The organism is Metabacillus sp. SLBN-84 (genome assembly GCF_053629595.1).
In genome coordinates this window covers 1,496,082-1,513,281 of record NZ_JBRJIP010000001.1, presented here as the reverse complement: position 1 = coordinate 1,513,281, position 17,200 = coordinate 1,496,082, and the positions used below count along the sequence as shown (strand labels likewise).

Annotated in this window: 18 protein-coding genes, 4 pseudogenes and 2 riboswitches; of the genes and pseudogenes, 6 read left to right on the top strand and 16 right to left on the bottom strand. The window is 44.2% G+C overall.

Annotated features, from left to right (window positions below):
* Positions 1 to 69: 69 nt before the first annotated feature.
* The 4 genes and pseudogenes from mntR to RKD52_RS07475 all read right to left on the bottom strand — a co-directional run bounded on the left by mntR (position 70) and on the right by RKD52_RS07475 (position 4,684).
* Positions 70 to 502: pseudogene (gene mntR, locus RKD52_RS07490) on the bottom strand (transcriptional regulator MntR).
* Between the two features lie 130 nt (positions 503 to 632).
* Positions 633 to 2,399 (bottom strand): annotated as a pseudogene (locus RKD52_RS07485) (vitamin B12-dependent ribonucleotide reductase); the annotation flags it as partial.
* A 341-nt stretch (positions 2,400 to 2,740) separates the two neighbouring features.
* A pseudogene (locus tag RKD52_RS07480) lies at positions 2,741 to 3,529 on the bottom strand (ribonucleotide reductase N-terminal alpha domain-containing protein); the annotation flags it as partial.
* A gap of 318 nt (positions 3,530 to 3,847) precedes the next feature.
* Positions 3,848 to 4,684: a lipoate--protein ligase family protein gene (locus RKD52_RS07475; RefSeq protein ID WP_454099222.1), complete on the bottom strand. Its 837-nt coding sequence runs from the start codon at positions 4,682 to 4,684 to the stop codon at positions 3,848 to 3,850.
* Positions 4,685 to 4,915: 231 nt separating this feature from the next.
* Here RKD52_RS07475 and RKD52_RS07470 point away from each other — a divergent pair, with 231 nt between their 5' ends.
* Positions 4,916 to 5,275, top strand: a complete 360-nt coding sequence (locus RKD52_RS07470) for a rhodanese-like domain-containing protein (RefSeq protein ID WP_234703420.1) — start codon at positions 4,916 to 4,918, stop codon at positions 5,273 to 5,275.
* 213 nt (positions 5,276 to 5,488) lie between these two features.
* On the opposite strand, the pseudogene gcvPB reads toward RKD52_RS07470, so the two are convergent.
* From gcvPB to gcvT, 3 genes and pseudogenes are all read right to left on the bottom strand, one after another.
* Positions 5,489 to 6,950: pseudogene (gene gcvPB / locus RKD52_RS07465) on the bottom strand (aminomethyl-transferring glycine dehydrogenase subunit GcvPB).
* Positions 6,943 to 8,289 carry an aminomethyl-transferring glycine dehydrogenase subunit GcvPA gene (gcvPA, locus tag RKD52_RS07460; protein ID WP_454099221.1) on the bottom strand — a complete coding sequence of 449 codons (1,347 nt, stop codon included), beginning with the start codon at positions 8,287 to 8,289 and terminating at the stop codon, positions 6,943 to 6,945. Before gcvPA ends, gcvPB begins: the two are co-directional and overlap by 8 nt.
* A gap of 25 nt (positions 8,290 to 8,314) precedes the next feature.
* On the bottom strand, positions 8,315 to 9,418 hold the full coding sequence (gene gcvT, locus RKD52_RS07455) for a glycine cleavage system aminomethyltransferase GcvT (protein WP_454101161.1): 1,104 nt from the start codon (positions 9,416 to 9,418) through the stop codon (positions 8,315 to 8,317).
* A gap of 165 nt (positions 9,419 to 9,583) precedes the next feature.
* Positions 9,584 to 9,676: riboswitch (glycine riboswitch) on the bottom strand.
* A gap of 304 nt (positions 9,677 to 9,980) precedes the next feature.
* On the opposite strand from gcvT, the gene RKD52_RS07450 reads away from it, so the two are divergent.
* The 4 genes from RKD52_RS07450 to RKD52_RS07435 all read left to right on the top strand — a co-directional run bounded on the left by RKD52_RS07450 (position 9,981) and on the right by RKD52_RS07435 (position 13,428).
* Positions 9,981 to 11,657: a DEAD/DEAH box helicase gene (locus RKD52_RS07450; protein WP_454099220.1), complete on the top strand. Its 1,677-nt coding sequence runs from the start codon at positions 9,981 to 9,983 to the stop codon at positions 11,655 to 11,657.
* A 3-nt stretch (positions 11,658 to 11,660) separates the two neighbouring features.
* Positions 11,661 to 12,455, top strand: a complete 795-nt coding sequence (locus RKD52_RS07445) for a YqhG family protein (RefSeq protein ID WP_454099219.1) — start codon at positions 11,661 to 11,663, stop codon at positions 12,453 to 12,455.
* A 296-nt stretch (positions 12,456 to 12,751) separates the two neighbouring features.
* A riboswitch (cyclic di-GMP riboswitch) is annotated at positions 12,752 to 12,838 on the top strand.
* A 31-nt stretch (positions 12,839 to 12,869) separates the two neighbouring features.
* The gene (locus RKD52_RS07440) at positions 12,870 to 13,001 is read left to right on the top strand and encodes an anti-repressor SinI family protein (protein WP_369735845.1); all 132 of its coding nucleotides are present in this window, start codon (positions 12,870 to 12,872) and stop codon (positions 12,999 to 13,001) included.
* 97 nt (positions 13,002 to 13,098) lie between these two features.
* The gene (locus tag RKD52_RS07435; protein WP_369735846.1) at positions 13,099 to 13,428 is read left to right on the top strand and encodes a helix-turn-helix domain-containing protein; all 330 of its coding nucleotides are present in this window, start codon (positions 13,099 to 13,101) and stop codon (positions 13,426 to 13,428) included.
* A 55-nt stretch (positions 13,429 to 13,483) separates the two neighbouring features.
* Here the strand turns inward: RKD52_RS07435 and RKD52_RS07430 are convergent, their stop codons facing one another.
* The 3 genes from RKD52_RS07430 to RKD52_RS07420 form a co-directional block, all read right to left on the bottom strand.
* On the bottom strand, positions 13,484 to 13,681 hold the full coding sequence (locus tag RKD52_RS07430) for a hypothetical protein (RefSeq protein ID WP_369735847.1): 198 nt from the start codon (positions 13,679 to 13,681) through the stop codon (positions 13,484 to 13,486).
* A 14-nt stretch (positions 13,682 to 13,695) separates the two neighbouring features.
* Positions 13,696 to 13,977, bottom strand: a complete 282-nt coding sequence (locus RKD52_RS07425; protein WP_454101160.1) for a DUF5658 family protein — start codon at positions 13,975 to 13,977, stop codon at positions 13,696 to 13,698.
* Between the two features lie 270 nt (positions 13,978 to 14,247).
* Positions 14,248 to 14,460 (bottom strand): hypothetical protein, encoded by a 213-nt coding sequence (locus tag RKD52_RS07420; RefSeq protein ID WP_454099218.1) that lies wholly within the window; start codon positions 14,458 to 14,460, stop codon positions 14,248 to 14,250.
* A gap of 66 nt (positions 14,461 to 14,526) precedes the next feature.
* Here RKD52_RS07420 and RKD52_RS07415 point away from each other — a divergent pair, with 66 nt between their 5' ends.
* Positions 14,527 to 14,850 carry a DUF3889 domain-containing protein gene (locus RKD52_RS07415; protein ID WP_454099217.1) on the top strand — a complete coding sequence of 108 codons (324 nt, stop codon included), beginning with the start codon at positions 14,527 to 14,529 and terminating at the stop codon, positions 14,848 to 14,850.
* A 48-nt stretch (positions 14,851 to 14,898) separates the two neighbouring features.
* Here the strand turns inward: RKD52_RS07415 and RKD52_RS07410 are convergent, their stop codons facing one another.
* The 6 genes from RKD52_RS07410 to comGD form a co-directional block, all read right to left on the bottom strand.
* Positions 14,899 to 15,078, bottom strand: a complete 180-nt coding sequence (locus RKD52_RS07410) for a YqzE family protein (RefSeq protein WP_369735850.1) — start codon at positions 15,076 to 15,078, stop codon at positions 14,899 to 14,901.
* A 25-nt stretch (positions 15,079 to 15,103) separates the two neighbouring features.
* A complete protein-coding gene (locus RKD52_RS07405; protein WP_454099216.1) occupies positions 15,104 to 15,622 on the bottom strand; it encodes a shikimate kinase in 519 nt (172 codons plus the stop codon).
* Positions 15,623 to 15,695: 73 nt separating this feature from the next.
* On the bottom strand, positions 15,696 to 16,070 hold the full coding sequence (gene comGG / locus RKD52_RS07400) for a competence type IV pilus minor pilin ComGG (RefSeq protein WP_454099215.1): 375 nt from the start codon (positions 16,068 to 16,070) through the stop codon (positions 15,696 to 15,698).
* The gene (gene comGF / locus RKD52_RS07395) at positions 16,067 to 16,606 is read right to left on the bottom strand and encodes a competence type IV pilus minor pilin ComGF (protein ID WP_454099214.1); all 540 of its coding nucleotides are present in this window, start codon (positions 16,604 to 16,606) and stop codon (positions 16,067 to 16,069) included. The genes comGG and comGF overlap by 4 nt, the downstream gene beginning before the upstream one ends.
* Positions 16,491 to 16,799 (bottom strand): hypothetical protein, encoded by a 309-nt coding sequence (locus tag RKD52_RS07390; protein ID WP_454099213.1) that lies wholly within the window; start codon positions 16,797 to 16,799, stop codon positions 16,491 to 16,493. The genes comGF and RKD52_RS07390 overlap by 116 nt, the downstream gene beginning before the upstream one ends.
* Complete coding sequence (gene comGD, locus RKD52_RS07385; RefSeq protein WP_454099212.1) at positions 16,786 to 17,199, bottom strand: competence type IV pilus minor pilin ComGD; 414 nt, start codon at positions 17,197 to 17,199, stop codon at positions 16,786 to 16,788. The genes RKD52_RS07390 and comGD overlap by 14 nt, the downstream gene beginning before the upstream one ends.
* Position 17,200: the final 1 nt, after the last annotated feature.

The following is a 17,200-nucleotide window of genomic DNA, read 5'->3' as shown; positions in this document are numbered from 1 at the left end:
GAAGGCCGAGGAAATAGACCTTTTCCAATTTTGCGCAAGAAAAAAACGAAAGCAGCTGCTTTCGTTTTTTCAGGACTCATTATCCTGTTCATTTTGTTTTTGGATTGCACGCAGGGTATCTACACGCGCTTCATCACTTTCAAAAAATTGCACGAGATCTCCAATACGGTCAATGGCATTCCAGCTGAGGTGATGCTCAATGCCTTCAACATCGTTGTAAATCTTTTCTTCATCCACGCCGATCAAACGCATGAACTGCTCAAGCAGCTCGTGACGGTAGACAAGGCGCTATTCCGATCTTCTTGCCCTTAGGCGTCAAAATAAGTCCACGGTATTTTTCGTATATGAGATATTCATCTTTGTCTAGTTTTTGGACCATCTTTGTCACTGAGGAGGGATGAACGGATAATGCTTCCGCGATATCTGAAACACGGGCATATCCTTTTTCTTCTATTAAAATGTAGATTTGTTCAATATAATCTTCCATACTTGGTGTTGGCATGCGGTCCCCTCCAAAAAAACGTTCAAAACATAGGAAATCATTACAAGTGTACACTAGTTTGCAGGTCATGACAAGAAAGCTTGCGGGAGAAGCACAAGAAAAGAGCCGGATGTCCCGGCTCTTCCGTTTCTTATAATCCGCACTTCAGCTGTGCACCGCAGCTTGTGCATGTGTTGCAACCGCCAATGTCTTCAACTGTACCTTCGCGGCATACAGGGCATGTATTGCCCACTTCGTTTCCGATTGTTACATTTGTCGAGCGCAAAGCCTGGATTGTATCCACAAGAACAACTTTGCCTTTTTCTTTCGGTGCTTCTTCTGTTTCAGAGAAGGTATTCTCCTCCGCTTTTAATGTAAGGACCTGAGTGTCCCGGCTTCCGTCAACGTAGACTGTTCCGCCTTTTGCTCCGCCTTTATATAGACGCTCATACACTTTTTGGACCTGGTCCACCGTATATCCTCTAGGAGCGTTAACCGTTTTGCTGATTGAACTGTCAATCCAGCGCTGGATGACGCATTGTGCATCTGCATGCGCTTCTGCACTCAGTTCCATAGCTGAGATAAACCATTCCGGAAGATTCTCCGGATCTGCATCAGGATTTTTATCCAGATACTCCTGTACGATATCTGCTTTTACTTCAATGAATTTGCCAAGTCTTCCGCTTCTGTAGTAAGAGAAGGAGAAGTATGGTTCAAGTCCGGTTGAAACTCCGACCATCGTTCCAGTGGATCCCGTGGGAGCAACAGTCAGCAAGTGTGAATTGCGGATACCGTATTCTTTGATATCTTCCCGGATATCAGTCGGCATTTTGCTCATAAAGCCGGTCTCAGTAAATGCCTGGCGCAGTCTGTTCGTTTCTTCAGCCGTTTCGCCAGTCAAGAACGGGAAGCTGCCTTTTTCTTTTGCAAGCTCTACAGATGCTTTATAAGCCGTGACAGCGATTGTTTCAAAGACTTTGTCAATCAGCTCGTTGCCTTCTTCAGAACCGTACTGTGTTTCACAGTAGATCAGAAGGTCGTGAAGTCCCATAACACCAAGACCTACACGGCGTTCGCCTAGTGCCTGTTTTTTATTTTCGTCAAGGAAGTACGGCGTTGCATCGATTACGTTATCCTGCATGCGAACACCGACTTCAACCGTTCTTTTCAGTTTTTCGAAATTAACTGTTTTCGTTTCTTTGTCTGCCATTTCTGCAAGATTTACGGCAGCAAGGTTGCAGACAGAATATGGTGCGAGAGGCTGTTCCCCGCAAGGATTCGTTGCAACTACCTTCTGTCCATATGCTTTAGCGTTTGTCATGTCATTGGCGTTATCAATGAAGAAAATGCCCGGCTCTGCAGAGTATGTTGCGCAGATGTTGATCAGGTTCCAAAGTTCTTTCGCCTTGATCGTACGGTATGTGCGCACTTTGTAGCCGAGTTTTTCCCACTCGCGTACATCACCGTGGTTATGCCAGTCTTCATTGTAAGCCTTCATTTCCTCTGCATTGTAGCTTTCAACATCAGGGAAGCGCAGCTCGTAATCGGCATCCTTTTCAACAGCATCCATGAAATCCTTTGTCAGCGTGACAGAGATGTTGGCTCCTGTAAGGAATTCGGAATTGTGAACTGTATAAGTTCCGCCGACTGCAAGCTTCACTTCAGCGTCTTTAATGATTTTCTCGTTAAATCCGCCGTAGCCCGGAATCTGCTTGTAATTGACGATGCTCTGATACATGGCTTCTTCGTCCTGTGTAAGCGGCTTGAACTTCAGCTTTTCCTGGGCGTATTTCTTAATTGTTTCATCATTTGTATTTTCAATCAGGTAACGCAGGATACGGGGATTCTGCATTTTGGAAATAATGAATTCAATAATGTCAGGATGCCAGTCGGCAAGCATGATCATTTGTGCGCCACGCAAGTTGTTACTCCTCCATTAAGAGGGGTCAGGTCATTTCTGCCTGACTCTCATGCTTTCACATGAGATCGGACTCTATCATCAAAATCAGCCGTATGATTTTGTCTCGTGCCCCGGATACTAAATCCGGTTTACTCGCACCATCTTACAGGTGCTTTCAATAGTCTCTGAACGTTCATCTCCGTTTCCAAAGATGCTTCGCTGCTGATTGCCCATTGTGTCATCTTTTTCATTTTCAGGCCTTCACGCTCACTGTTGCCAGTCACGTTGTGGCTGAAAAAGCTTTAGGGTGTTCCAGCAATTCACGAGATTTTTATCCCGCCGTGTGGACTTTGTATTTAACGGGATCCGCCCTGCTCAACCAGATGAGTCAGCTTCGCGATGTCATCAAGCCAGGATACGGAGCCTGATGATTTGCCGTTGACTCCTCTTGCAAGGGTGTTTCTCGGACGCAGCGTTGAACCGTTTGTCCCGACGCCTCCGCCGCGGCTCATGATTTCCATGACCTGCTTGCGGTGTTCGGAAATGCCTTCGCGTGAATCCTGCACAAACGGCATCACGTAGCAGTTGAAATACGTCACATCTGTTCCCGCTCCCGCTCCGTATAACACGCGTCCTGCAGGAACAAAGTTCAGGCCGACAAGTTCATGATAGAACTTCTCAAACCATTCCTTGCGTTTTTCTTCTGTTTTCTCAACAGATGCAAGACCTGTCGCATTCCGTTTGGCTATTTGTTCGTAATATACTTCAAGCGGTTTTTCTATAACGTCAAGAGAGCGGTGAATGACTCCTGATTCTACTTCTTCAGGCTTCTCAAGTGAAAGGCGGTACTCTTCTTCCACCTGTACATGCGCCATTTTTGCCTGCCAGTCTATATCTAAGATGTACCCGAGGCCTCTTGCCGGGAATTTCGGATCTTCTTTAATTGTCAGAACGACAAAATCGCCTTTGGATAGCGTCAGCTTTTCAGTGTCTTTAAATGTGTACCGGTCAAGCATGACTAAACGGGATACACCTTTGTGTGTAAGCTTCATATCTTCTGTAATCGGATGAACTTGGGGAAAAAGTGAAATATCGTGGTTAAGCTTGTCCACATCAAGTTTCAGATTTTCATTCAGTGCAACGGTCATTCAAACAACTCCCCTATTATCTTTGTACTTGATTTAATTTATCACACAGCCATCCGTTTATCAATATATAGTGTTTCTTTTTTGTTCGACAATACTATATATGGATAAAAAGTCAGTCTGTTGTCATTTTGTCAAATTGAAAACTTCATAATTGAGTGTGAAAAAAAGAGAATAAAGAAGATAGGAGATTGTAAATCACTTTTTTTGAAGTAATTTGTCGGTTGCAAATTTAAAAGAGAGCAGAAACCTAGAAAAATAAGGAACACATAGAAATAAATAGAAAAATAAAAATAAACGAAAGCGACTTATTTCAGCCGCTTATCGTTTATAATTCCACTCATCCGATTCATATTTTTCAGCTGCCAGTTTCATGGCTGCAGCCTGTTCTTTTTCAGTCAGTTTATACGGTTCGAGCTTAATGTTCAGCCCTTTTTCAAACCCTCTTATAAACGCCTCTTTTGCCTCTTCAATTGTTACTTTTGTTTCTCTGAGAGCATTCACTGCAACTGCTTTATTTTTAAAGTTCTTCTGCATTCGTTCTTTTACCCTGTCACTTGGGTACTTAAACAGGCTGAACAAAAGATCTTCATCAAGATCAAGCAGAATCGAGCCGTGCTGGAGAATCACGCCTTTTTGACGTGTCTGGGCACTGCCTGCCACTTTCCTTCCTTCAACGACAAGCTCATACCAGGATGGGGCATCAAAGCAAACCGCTGAACGCGGATTTTTAAGCCCCTGCTTCTCTTCCTCCGTTCTTGGCACAGCAAAATATGCATCTAGGCCAAGCTCTCTAAATCCCTGAAGAATTCCTTCTGAGATCACACGGTATGCTTCTGTAACGGTCTTCGGCATCTCAGGATGGTCTTCTGAAACAATGACACTGTATGTAAGTTCTTGATCATGCAGGACACCCCTGCCGCCGGTTGGCCTGCGCACAAAGCCGAGTCCGTTCCGTTTAACAGCTTCAAGATCAATTTCTTTTTCCGCTTTCTGAAAATAACCTACAGAGAGTGTCGCAGGGTTCCATCCGTAAAAACGGATTACAGGCGGAAAGTTCCCTTCGCTGTTCCACTCAAGCAGCACCTCATCTAGCGCCATATTGTAAGCAGGAGAGCAATTGCCCGAATCAATAAATCTCCAAATTTCTTTCTCCATGTTCATACCCCATTTTTCATGCTTAGGCTGTTTGTTAAATTCATTCCGCTATCATAGTCTATCAAAAAGAATTACCGGATGAAAATAAATAACTCTGATTCATGGATGACAATTTGACCCTGCTCTTATATAATTATATTTGTCCAATAAACAGAGGTTTACATGAACCAGCCCGCATAAAGGGTATAAAAAAGGAGTCGGGTCAGCTTGACAACATGGGTTTTCTTATTAATTTTAGTCGGCGCAATTGCAGCCTACACTATCTTCTCTTATTTTTACCAGCGTAAAATTATGAAAACATTAACGGAAGAGGAATTCCGTGCAGGATACAGAAAGGCTCAGCTTATCGATGTACGCGAGCCGAACGAATTTGAAGGCGGCCATATTCTTGGCGCAAGAAACATCCCAATGTCACAAATGAGACAGCGCCATAAAGAAATCCGCAAAGACCAGCCTGTTTATCTGTATTGCCAAAACACAGTAAGAAGCGGACGCACAGCTCAGATGCTTAAGAAAAAAGGCTATTCGGACCTTTACACATTAAAAGGCGGCTTTAAAGGCTGGAGCGGAAGAATTAAAACGAAAAAATAATAACAAAAGCGGAAGCGCCGTGATCAGATCCGATAGGCAGATAAGAATCCGGCAGAAAAGTCCGGGTTTGACTTTTTTGACGGATTTGTTCTGACAGAGGATTTAGGCGCTGGAGCTGGACGCAGATGACTTTATCAGGTTGTCCACATCACTGAACAATTTAACATTCTGTAAATAACCAAAAAGGATTCGCCACTTGGCGAATCCTTTTTCTTATTGCTTCTGATAACGGAGAATCGGCTTGCGTGCTGCCGTTGTCTCATCAAGACGTCCAACAACGGTAGTATGAGGAGCTTCCTGAACCATTTCAGGGTTTTCCTCTGCTTCCTTCGCAATTTGAAGCATGGCATCAATAAATGAATCAAGTGTTTCTTTTGACTCGGTTTCCGTCGGTTCAATCATGATGCACTCCTCAACATTGAGCGGGAAGTAGATCGTCGGCGGGTGGTAGCCGAAATCCAGAAGGCGCTTCGCGATATCAAGCGTGCGCACGCCAAGTTTTTTCTGGCGTTTTCCCTGATAAAACAAATTCATGCTTGCAGTGTCTGTCAAACGGCAGATCATACGCTTCTGAAAGTCTTCTCATCATGTAGTTTGCGTTTAAAACAGCATACTCTGTCACAGCTTTTAATCCGTCCGGACCCATTGTGCGGATATACGTATATGCACGCACATTGATTCCGAAGTTGCCGTAAAACGGCTTGACTCTTCCGATGGACTGCGGTCTGTCATAGTCAAATGCATATTTGTCATCACGTTTCACTAAAACAGGCTTCGGAAGGTACGGAATAAGATCTGCTTTTACACCGACAGGACCTGAACCCGGTCCTCCCCCGCCATGCGGCCCGGTAAAGGTTTTATGGAGATTTAAGTGAACGACGTCAAATCCCATATCTCCGGGACGTGCCTTGCTTAGTACGGCGTTCAGGTTGGCTCCGTCATAGTACAGTTTGCCGCCTGCATCATGCACGATCTTTGCCATGTCCAGAATATTTTCCTCGAAAAGACCCAGCGTATTCGGATTTGTCAGCATCAGCGCAGCGGTATCATCTCCTACCACACGCTTCAGATCTTCAAGATCGACGAGTCCGTGTTCGTTTGATTTTACAGTAACCGTTTCAAAACCCGCTACCGTGGCAGATGCAGGATTGGTTCCGTGGGCAGAATCAGGTACGATGACCTTTGTGCGTCCGGTGTCGCCGTTTGCTTCGTGATAGGCACGGATCATCATAAGTCCGGTCCACTCTCCGTGAGCACCTGCTGCCGGCTGAAGCGTGACTTCATCCATTCCTGTAATTTCTACAAGATGCTCCTGCAGGTCATACATCAGCTCAAGGGCTCCCTGTACGGTGCTCTCATCCTGAAGCGGATGGATATGGGCAAGCCCTGCCATGCGGGCAACATTTTCATTTATCTTCGGGTTATACTTCATCGTGCATGAACCAAGCGGATAAAAGCCTGAGTCCACTCCATGATTGCGCTTTGAAAGAGCTGTATAGTGCCTCATGATATCAAGCTCTGATACCTCCGGCAGTTCAGCTTCCTCTGTGCGGAGATAGTCAGCGGGAATGAGTTCATCTGCTGATCGTTCTGGAATATCCATTTCAGGCAGGCTGTAGCCTGTTCTGCCAGGCTTAGTCAGTTCAAAAATCAATGGCTGATTCTCGTTATTCATGTCCATCCCCCAATTCCTCAACGAATGCATCAATTTCTTCTTTCGTGCGAAGTTCTGTTACAGCTACGAGCATGTGATTTTCAAGCTCAGGATATACGCTGCCGAGATCGAAGCCGCCGATGATGCCCTTTTCAATCAGGCGGGCATTCACTTCTTTCACGGGCTTAGTTAATTTAACGGCAAACTCATTAAAGATTGGTCCGTCAAACGGCACGTCGAATCCTTTTTCTTTAAATGCCTTTTTAGCATAGTTTGCTTTCTGGATATTCTGCAGAGCCATTTCTTTGACTCCTTTTCTTCCGAGCGCTGTCATGGCAACAGATGCTGCAAGTGCATTCAAAGCCTGATTTGAACAGATGTTTGATGTCGCTTTATCACGTCTGATATGCTGTTCGCGTGCCTGAAGCGTCAGAACAAAGCCTCTGCGTCCCTGGTCATCCTTTGTCTGTCCGACAAGACGGCCGGGCACTTTGCGGATCAGTTTCTGTGTGACAGCAAAATAGCCGCAGTGCGGGCCGCCAAATGCCGTAGGAATCCCGAACGGCTGCGCGTCTCCAGCAACAATGTCGGCACCGAATGCACCCGGTGGTGTCAATGCTCCAAGTGCAAGCGGGTTGGAAGAGACGATAAACATGCTTTTGCCTGTATGGGCAATCGGCTCAATGTCCTTAAGAGGTTCAATCTGGCCGAAAAAGTTAGGATACTGAACAACAACTGCCGCCACATCATCAGACATTTCTGCTTTCAAAGCATCAAGGTCCGTCACGCCGTTTTTGACAGGCACTTCTACAACCTCAATGTACTGTCCTTTAGCATACGTTTTCAGCACATCTCTGCTTTCAGGATGAACGGCTCCTGACACAATGACCTTCTTCTTTTTCGTCTGTCCGCAGGCAAGCATAGCCGCTTCAGCAAGTGACGTTCCGCCATCGTACATAGAAGAGTTGGCTGCATCCATGCCGGTAAGCTCTGCGATCATCGTCTGAAATTCGAAGATAGCCTGCAGCTCGCCCTGTGAGATCTCAGGCTGATATGGCGTGTAGGCCGTATAAAATTCTGATCTTGAAATCACATGATCCACAATGATCGGCATGTAGTGGTCATAAACACCAGCTCCAAGGAAAGATGCGTTGCTTCTTAAATCTTTATTTTTAGCAGCAAGCGCGCTCATCTCTTTCATTAGCTCTGTTTCGGATTTCGCTTTCTTGATGCTGTATTCGCCCTTAAATCGCACGCTTTCAGGAATGTCTTGAAAAAGCTCATCAATCGATGCTACTCCGACAGCTTGAAGCATCTCCTGCTGATCTTGCTCTGTCATCGGCAAGTAACGATGTTTCATGGATGTATTCCCCTTTCAACCCGGTTTATTTTTTTGGTCGTTTATAAAAAGGCGTCTGCACGACAACTGCTTTTAAGCGTTTCTTTCGTACTTGAACAAACACTTCAGTGCCGGGCTCAGCAAATTCTTTCTTAAGCAGTGCCCACCCGATATTCTTTTTAAGTGTAGGAGACTGTGTGCCGGTTGTAATTTCCCCGATCTGTTCTTCTCCTGCGAACACCTCATAGCCGTATCGCGGTATGCCTTTATCGATCATTTCAATTCCGGCAAGCTTTCGGTCCGGTCCGTTTTCCTTTTGTTCCTTTAATACTGCTTTGCCGTTGAAATCACTTTCCTTGTTCGGTTTCACCGCAAACCCGATGCCTGCTTCTATCGGTGTAATGTCTTTGGAAAGTTCCTGGCCGTAAAGCGGCAGGTTCGCTTCAAAGCGAAGCGTGTCACGGGCGCCGAGTCCGCATGGCAGAAGACCATCTTCTTTTCCGGCTTCCAAAATCGCCTTCCAAAGCTTAGGTGCTTCAGACGCGGCGCAGTAAATCTCAAAACCATCTTCACCTGTATAGCCTGTTCTTGACACAAGAGCATCAGCTCCTGCAATTTTTACGTTATCTTTGAATTTAAAAAACCTGATTTCACTTAAATTTGTATCCGTGAGTTTTTGAAGGATTGACTCAGCAAGCGGTCCCTGGATAGCGAGCTGGGCAACATCTGACGATACATTCTGCAGTTCCGTGTCCCCGAACAGCTGGGAATTCAGCCACTCAAAATCCTTTTCAATGTTGGATGCATTCACTACAAGGAGATAATGCGCATCTGATTTTTTATAGATTAATAAGTCATCCACCGTTCCGCCGTCTTCATAGCACATAGCGGTATACTGTGCTCCTCCGTCTTTCAAAAGAGCAACATCGTTTGTCATTGTTTTTTGAAGAAACGCAAGGCTGCCTGTGCCTGTTACTTCAATTTCCCCCATGTGGGATACATCGAACAAGCCTGCTCTTTCGCGAACAGCTTCATGTTCTTCTTTAATAGAAGAAAACTGCACCGGCAAGTCCCAGCCGCCGAAATCAATCGTTTTTGCACCCTGCTCTTTGTATAAGTCAAAAAGCGGTGTCCGCTTTAAATCCGCCATCTCATCGCCTCCCGGTATGATCCTCTTTTTTTCATCAAAAAAAGGACAGAGAACTCCCTTTAATGGAAGTCTCTGTCCCTGCACCTGAAAGTTTACCCGGTCAATAAAATGGCCGAGCTTTCCCCTTTGGTGGTTTGCCGCTTTCACAAACTCTCTCCAGAGTTGCGTCAAGCAAGAGTTCTTTTGCCTGAGAGATTCACATCAGTTTGCTCCTTCGGCGCTGCATGCGTATGCTGCAGTCTCTCCCCTTGCTCTCATCCGCTCATATTTTTTCATTAATTGGTGATACTGATAAGTAGACATTTTAGACATTATGACATTTTTGACATAAGAAGCCCGCTGACTGAAAACTGAGTAAGTTAGCAACTTTCTTACTTATTAACATCCTACCATTAAGGTCTTTATTCATCAATCACTTTTTTCACAAATGTTTCGTTTAAAACACATTGGAATGTTCGTGTTTTACTGTCATTTCATCTAATCCATCGTGATAACCTGCTATTTTACCACTTAACGTGAACAATAGAGATAGATCTATTCTTTTTTGAAAGGGCTGTCAATCATGAACGTAAAACTGAAATTTGACTCCGCGTGGCAAGATGCTTTTCTTAAAAAACTTGATGATGACGGCCCATGGGCCAGCTGGGAGAATTACAAATTGGCATGCGCCGTGCAAAAGCACCTGATTGTTCCATCCTTTGAAGGGCTTCAGGCTCCAAATCACCTGACAGACTTCACTCCTCTTCCCCATCAATTGGAGGTCGCGAGGCAAGTGGTGGAAAACATGAACGGAAAGGCTATTCTTGCAGATGAAGTGGGCCTTGGAAAAACGATTGAAGCAGGACTTATCGTCAAGGAATATATGATTCGGGGACTGGCTAAGAAAATTCTCATTCTTGTTCCGGCCTCTCTTGTCTCCCAGTGGGCAAAAGAGCTTCATGAAAAGTTCTATATTCCAGCCGTTGAGCAAAAGAAAAGCTACGTATGGGAAGCCTGCGATGTCGTCGTTTCTTCTATTGATACGGCTAAAAGAAGCCCTCACCGGGAAATTGTTCTAAACCAGCAGTACGACCTGGTCATCATCGATGAAGCTCATAAACTGAAAAACAGCAAAACAAAAAACTATGAATTTGTTCAGAGCCTGAAAAAGAAATACTGCCTGCTTCTTACTGCAACGCCCATTCAAAACCGCGTAGAAGAGATCTTTAATCTTGTCTCTCTGCTGAAGCCCGGTCATTTAGGCAACGAAGCTTACTTTTCAGAAGTATTTTCTGCCAAGAACCGCTCTTTGGAACACCATGAGCATCTTCAGGAACTCGTGAACAAAGTCATGATCCGCAACCGCAGGGGAGATACGGGCATTGAATGGCCTAAACGGCATGTTGAAACCGTTCCGATTGAACTGTCTGAAAGTGAACGCCAGCTGTATACGGCTATCTCACGTCTAAAAACATTCGGCGCCTCTTCGGCCAGCACCTTTTCAATCATGACGCTGCAAAGAGAGGCATGCTCAAGCAGGGAAGCTGTCTACATGACGCTGAAAAAAATGGCGGAGCGTCCTGAAGGTGAAGCATCCCCTCTTCCAGACTCTGTCATTGAAGAACTGATGAACTGCATTAATGAAGTTGACGGAAATTCCAAAGCACAGCGGACCGTTGAACTGATTCAGCAAATCAACGACAAAGTCATCATTTTCACAGAATACAGGGCCACCCAGTTTTATCTTCAATGGTTCCTTCAGCAGCACGGCATTTCATCTGTTCCATTCAGGGGAGGATTCAAGAGAGGAAAAAAAGACTGGATGAAGGACCTTTTCAAAAACCGTGTTCAAGTCTTGATTGCGACAGAGGCTGGCGGTGAAGGAATCAACCTGCAGTTCTGCAATCACATCATCAACTATGATCTTCCCTGGAATCCGATGCGGCTTGAACAGCGGATTGGACGGATTCACCGTCTCGGGCAGGAAAAAGATGTCCACATTTATAATATGGCAACAAAAAACACCGTTGAAGAACACATTCTGAAACTTCTCTATGAAAAAATCAACCTGTTTGAAAAGGTCATCGGCGAGCTTGATGAAATTTTGACAAAACTGGAGATATCCAATTTCGAAGATCACCTGCAGGACATCCTGTTCAAATCAAAAAGCGATGGAGAAATGAAAATTAAGATGGAAAACCTGACATCCATCCTGCATTCTGCAGAACAGGAACACACAAAACAGAGAATGGAGGGATAAACGATGCAGCAGCAGCAGATCAGCGAGTTTCTTGAAACCTTTTTCACGGCCAATTCATGCGACATTACAGAAAAACAGCCTGGCTATATGACGATCCAGCTGACAGTGGACATGGATAAAGAATTGATGAACAGGCCGTTTTACTGGACATATCTTGAGAAAACAGGCGGCGTGCCAAATCCGATGCAGCTGACTTTAATAACAGATGCCAAACGGGCCCCAGCTGATTTGAAAGGGGAAATCATGCACTTTGGAGCACCAAGACTGCATCAGATTTTCCGGACTGCCCAAAAATTCGGAGGCCATATCCGCCTATATGAAAACCCGCCAAATACAGGAAGCTCCCAGTCCCTGCATCCATGGCTCGGTGTGAATGTCATGGTATCCTATCAGAGCGACAAGAAAAAGGATCATCTCTATTCAATCGGACTTCACCTGATCAGCGGAGCAATCATAGAAGATTTTCAAGATCATCTGGAAAACATGGCCCTTACTCCGAGAATTCCTGATTTGTGTTTTACAACATCGCCAATGATCAAAGTACAAAGCGGCCTTGTTCGGATTCAGAATTATATACAAGCTAAATTTGAACAGGACGACCACTCCTGGGCAGATGATGCAAGACAGCGCTGGAATTCGGACATGATGCTGTTAAGCCACTTTTACGAAGATCTTGAAGTAAAGCCGGAATCTTACCATCTTGAAAAAGAAGCCTTGAAAGAGCTGTATGATCCTCACATTCATGTCTCGATTACAAACGGCGGTTTATTCTACTTATCCCGGACTGCCCTCGCTTAATGTCAAAATTTACGCAAAAAATGATTTTAGTGTCAGAAAATCATTTTTTGCCTTTTTATTTTTGCCGAAGAATGGCTGTCGAAGAAAACAGGTAAATCAAGCCAAAATACCTACACAAAAGGAATATACTTCTAATTATTAGTATTTTTTTGAAAAAAATGAAAATATTTTTTTCTATCGACATATTTCAGCACAATCAGTGAAAATGAAATTTTATAATAGTAGTAAATTAGATAGACAGCAAGAAGTGACAAAAGAAATACTTTGTTATTGATGCAGTGTCAGAGTTGCACATAATCAGACAAAGGCAAACCTGCTGAAAAGCCGGGACGCAAAGTCACAGGTCTACGGTTCTCCGGAGCTATGATGGCTGGACTGCCTGAAATACTATCGCGTATTTTAGGAGGAGTTACAATGGAAGTGTTAATGCAGGATGTTCAAATGCTGGATCAGGAATGGAAAGAGTTAATTCTGTCAGCCTTGGAAATGGGAATCAGCAAAGAAGAAATCAGAGAGTTTTTGAAAACGCAAACAGTTAAAAGTTGACAATCTCCTGCATGACGTAATTTTTTTTCGTAAATTCGTTCTATATATATAACAACCCCTTCGCTATATGCTATAATACCTCTGGGAAGGTGATTATATGATTGGTGAACGCATACGAAAATACCGCAAAGAGCGGGGACTGTCACTATCAGAGCTTGCCGATCGGGCCGGAGTTGCCAAATCATATTTAAGCTCAATCGAACGGAACCTGCAGTCAAATCCTTCTGTTCAATTTCTTGAAAAGGTCTCTACTGTTCTCGGGGTCTCGATGAATACACTTATTCTTGAGGAGCAGAACACGAAACAGGCTAACCTTGATCATGATTGGGCAAACCTGGTCAAAGAGGCAATGGATTCAGGTGTTACCAAGGATCAGTTCAGAGAGTTTCTGGAATTCAACCGCTGGAAAATGAATCAGGAAAAATAACAGCACCATACAAAAGGTCTTTTGGTCCCTTTTGTATGGTGCTGTTTTCATGCAGCTATCCTTTTCTGTCAAATCCGTAAGTTGTGGCCCTTATTGGCTGATAGGCTGACAGCGGTATTTTCTTTACAGCGTGAACAGCCTGTATCGCTTTATGGGAGGTAATATCATTCGAGCAGACAGGACAAATCCACTGATTTGTTTTGCTGCTGCTGAAAGATGGCTGATAGCACTGACTGCAAAGTTTTTTATACATCGCTTTTCCCCTTTTCATCCAATCAGCAGCCGGATCCAGTGCAAATGAGCCAAAAGAACAGCCGAATACAGAAATGCAGCGGCAATTGAAAGGACTTTAATTGTCGGTGATGACGGTACACGCCCCGTGAATACAAACAAAAGCAGAAATAATGAAAATGACAGCTTAGTACATGTAAATGCCGCAGGATGCACCTCATACAGAATCCTCATAACAGGATTGGCTTCTGTAATCAGCTCAAAGTGCAGACCGGCAAGGGTCAATGCTGCGTCCATACTGTTTAAAGCTGCTAACATCAAAAAGAGTGCCTTCAACACATTTCCGCCTTTATTCTTAATAAAGAACAAAAAAGCAAACTTAATTCGTCTACTAAAAGTATATACCTCTTCAGCGAATAAAAACAGGGTCAAATTCCGCTATATTTCTTTTTAAAGAACGTTTACCGCCGGTTCCCTCCAAATATCTTCAACAATCTTACTATATTGAAACATTATAAAGAACGTCCAATACAACGCTATATTCTTTATAGAAAACAAAAAAGCCTGTGTCTGCAGGCTCCCTCTTTCTCAATCTCCTCCGCCGCCACCGCCGCCGCAGTCTCCCCCGCCTGAATCCCCTCCGCCGAAGAATCCTGAATCAGAATGACAGTCTCTGCCGTTGTCTGAACCCGTATACGTAAAACCAGAGGAGTCCCTGCGTCTGCTTCTTTTTCTGCTGTCACCAGCAATCCCCATCACTGCCAAAATTCCGACAAATACAATAACCATGATAAATTCCATTTCGAATCCCCCTTTGAATAGCAGCATGATTTTTGGAAAAAATAACTAACAAGGACGGTGAATATCATGAGGAAAACCATATTGCTTTTGCTGCTTCTCCTTATATACGGTCTGCAGCCGGCTTTGGTTTCACATTCAGCAAATGTTTATGCGGAAAAGCATACAGACTGGAAAAACGTAGCGGTTAAAGAAACGAAAAAACGTTATCCGCTCTCACAAGTACTGTTTGCCCAGAAGATCTGGGACAACACCAAGAAGAATCAGACGGTCAAACAATACAAGGTGACATTGCGCGAGGGAATAAAAGACATCGGGGTGTTTGTCACCATCTCTTACGATGCAAAAACAGAAAAAATCAAAAAGATACAGGTTCTGGAAGAAGCGGATTAAGCAGATGCAGAAAATAGAAAGAAGGTACCTCTATGAGGTACCTTCTTTCTATTTTCTCTTTTTTAAGAAAAACATAAAAGCAAAGGGAAGGATGCCGAACCACCTGCTTGCAAACGGCGACTTCTCCGTTTTCCGCATTGTTTTTAGTGCCTTCCGCTCTTCTTTTGGAGTATCCATATATCTGACCAGCTGCTGAGTCATATATTTCACATAATCATTCGTAGACACTGCAAACACACCTCATACGCACTTTTTAGCTAGTATGCCGCGTTTCCAGCTCTTTTATACGTTCAATCAATTCATCTGCCAGCTGTTCTATGGTTTTTCCCTCTGTTTTGATTTTTATTGTACAGTCCTCATAAGCATTTATGCGCGACTCATACAGGGATGAAAGCTCTTCTTTTGAAGCCTTTGAGGCAAGCGGGCGGTTTTCATCCTGCTGCACCCGTTCAAAAATGACATCAAGATCGGTTTGAAGGAAAATCACAATGCCGTTCTCTTTCATATTGTCCCTGTTCACTTTTCGCACAGGCAGCCCGCCGCCTGTCGTGATTACAGCATTTTCTGTAGGCGCACGCTCAATCATCTGCGTTTCAAGTGAACGGAACACCTCTTCCCCGTCTTCTTTAAAGATGTCTTTGATCTGCTTCCCTGCTGCACGTTCAATCATTTGATCAGTATCTAATACAGGGTATCCGAGTTTTTCGGCAAGCACCTTGCCTACAGTCGTTTTACCGGTCCCCATAAATCCCGTGATAAAAATTGGCTTCACTGCTGTTCACTCCGCTTGTTTTTCCATTACCTTACCACAGAATCAGTATGCAGGGAACTGCTCTTCACTTATATCAGTAGACCGTCCAATCAGTCATTACTCCTGAATTCAGATTGTACGTATATTTTGCTGATGAAAAATGGCCCGTATTCAGTTTTGCAGCAAGTGATACCAGCAATTCGCCTTCACCTTTTTCAGCAGCCGTATAAGTGATGGAACCATCGTCCGTCTTTATTTCATAGTGGTTTATCCCTTCTTGATCCGCAATGGACTGCATGGAATGCTGAACACCGCAAAGGAGCAGATTCTCAAGAATCATTGAACGCTCTCTCTCGCTGTAAAACTTTTTTTCAGCTGTGAACACGGCTGTCTGGTGAAGAAGAATCAGTAAGATAAAGAACGCGATCATTGAAACAGACGGCAGGATAAATCCTTTTTCATTTCTCATCCTGATCGCTTCAATCCTAAAAAGCTTCTGAATGTGCACCTGTAGGTTTTGCCTGAAGTACTGACAACTGTGAGCAACGCTCCGCCTTCAATTTGGGTAAAATGCATATCCTTCACATGTCTCAAGCAAATAATGTGGCCGGTGTTATTCACCTGTCTCCGAATCATCGTTCCGTACTTTTCAAATTCAATGCTTCTTCCCGTTTTTGAGGTAAATGAAAGCTTTTGGTCCTGGACTTTGAAGCCGGTGCCTTCTCTGAACTCAATGGCAGCCTGCTGCTGAAAGATCTCCCATTCCAGCGGATTTATGTCCCGTTTATCTTCCGACACTCTGTAAAGATGGGGAATGAGCAGAGCTGACGATGCTGTAATCACAGCGAATATACTGAAAGAAAACAGCATATTCAAGAATGTGAAACCGCTATGGGCTGAAAGAATAGAGGCATTCCACTTCGAGCGTGCCTTTGAAGCTCCACTCAATGCATGCTTTTTCAAGCTCTCCGGAAACACTCCAGCTGATATCCTTTCCTTCTTCATTTTGTTCTCCTTCCTTATACGCGCGCTTTTCAATGATTGTCTGCAATTCAGTGACAGCTTCATGTTTAAGCCGCGTTTTTTCCCGTTCCTGACTGATATACATAGAGGCAGGGAGCAAAATCAGCGAAATCATAGACCAGATGCTAAAAGCCATAACCGTCTCAGCCAATGTAGTGCCTCTATTGTTCCTCAACACCCATCCTCCCCATCCCCATGTAAAAAATCATATTGTATCTTTTTTTACGGTACTGCACGACAATCGTGCCGCTTTCAGAGAGCCTCCCGTCAGGAGTAAACTGAACCCTCGCTTCCATAGTGGAAGGTGTTAGAAGAATATTCGAATCATAAGAAACGGTATAGAGCCTATCCTTGGAAATTCCGCCTTCTGTACCTATATACCTGTGGTTAGCAGGGTCAAATAACAGGACAATCGTTTTTTTATTTGAAATGGCATACTGCTGGGCATATAAAAGATCCTGTTCAAGCGCCTTGAAGAAAAGCTGAGCAGGCTTTTGACTTTGAAATGGCTGAAGGATGAAAACAGCGGTCCCTGTCATCACAGTAACGATGCAGATTACGATGACTGTTTCCATA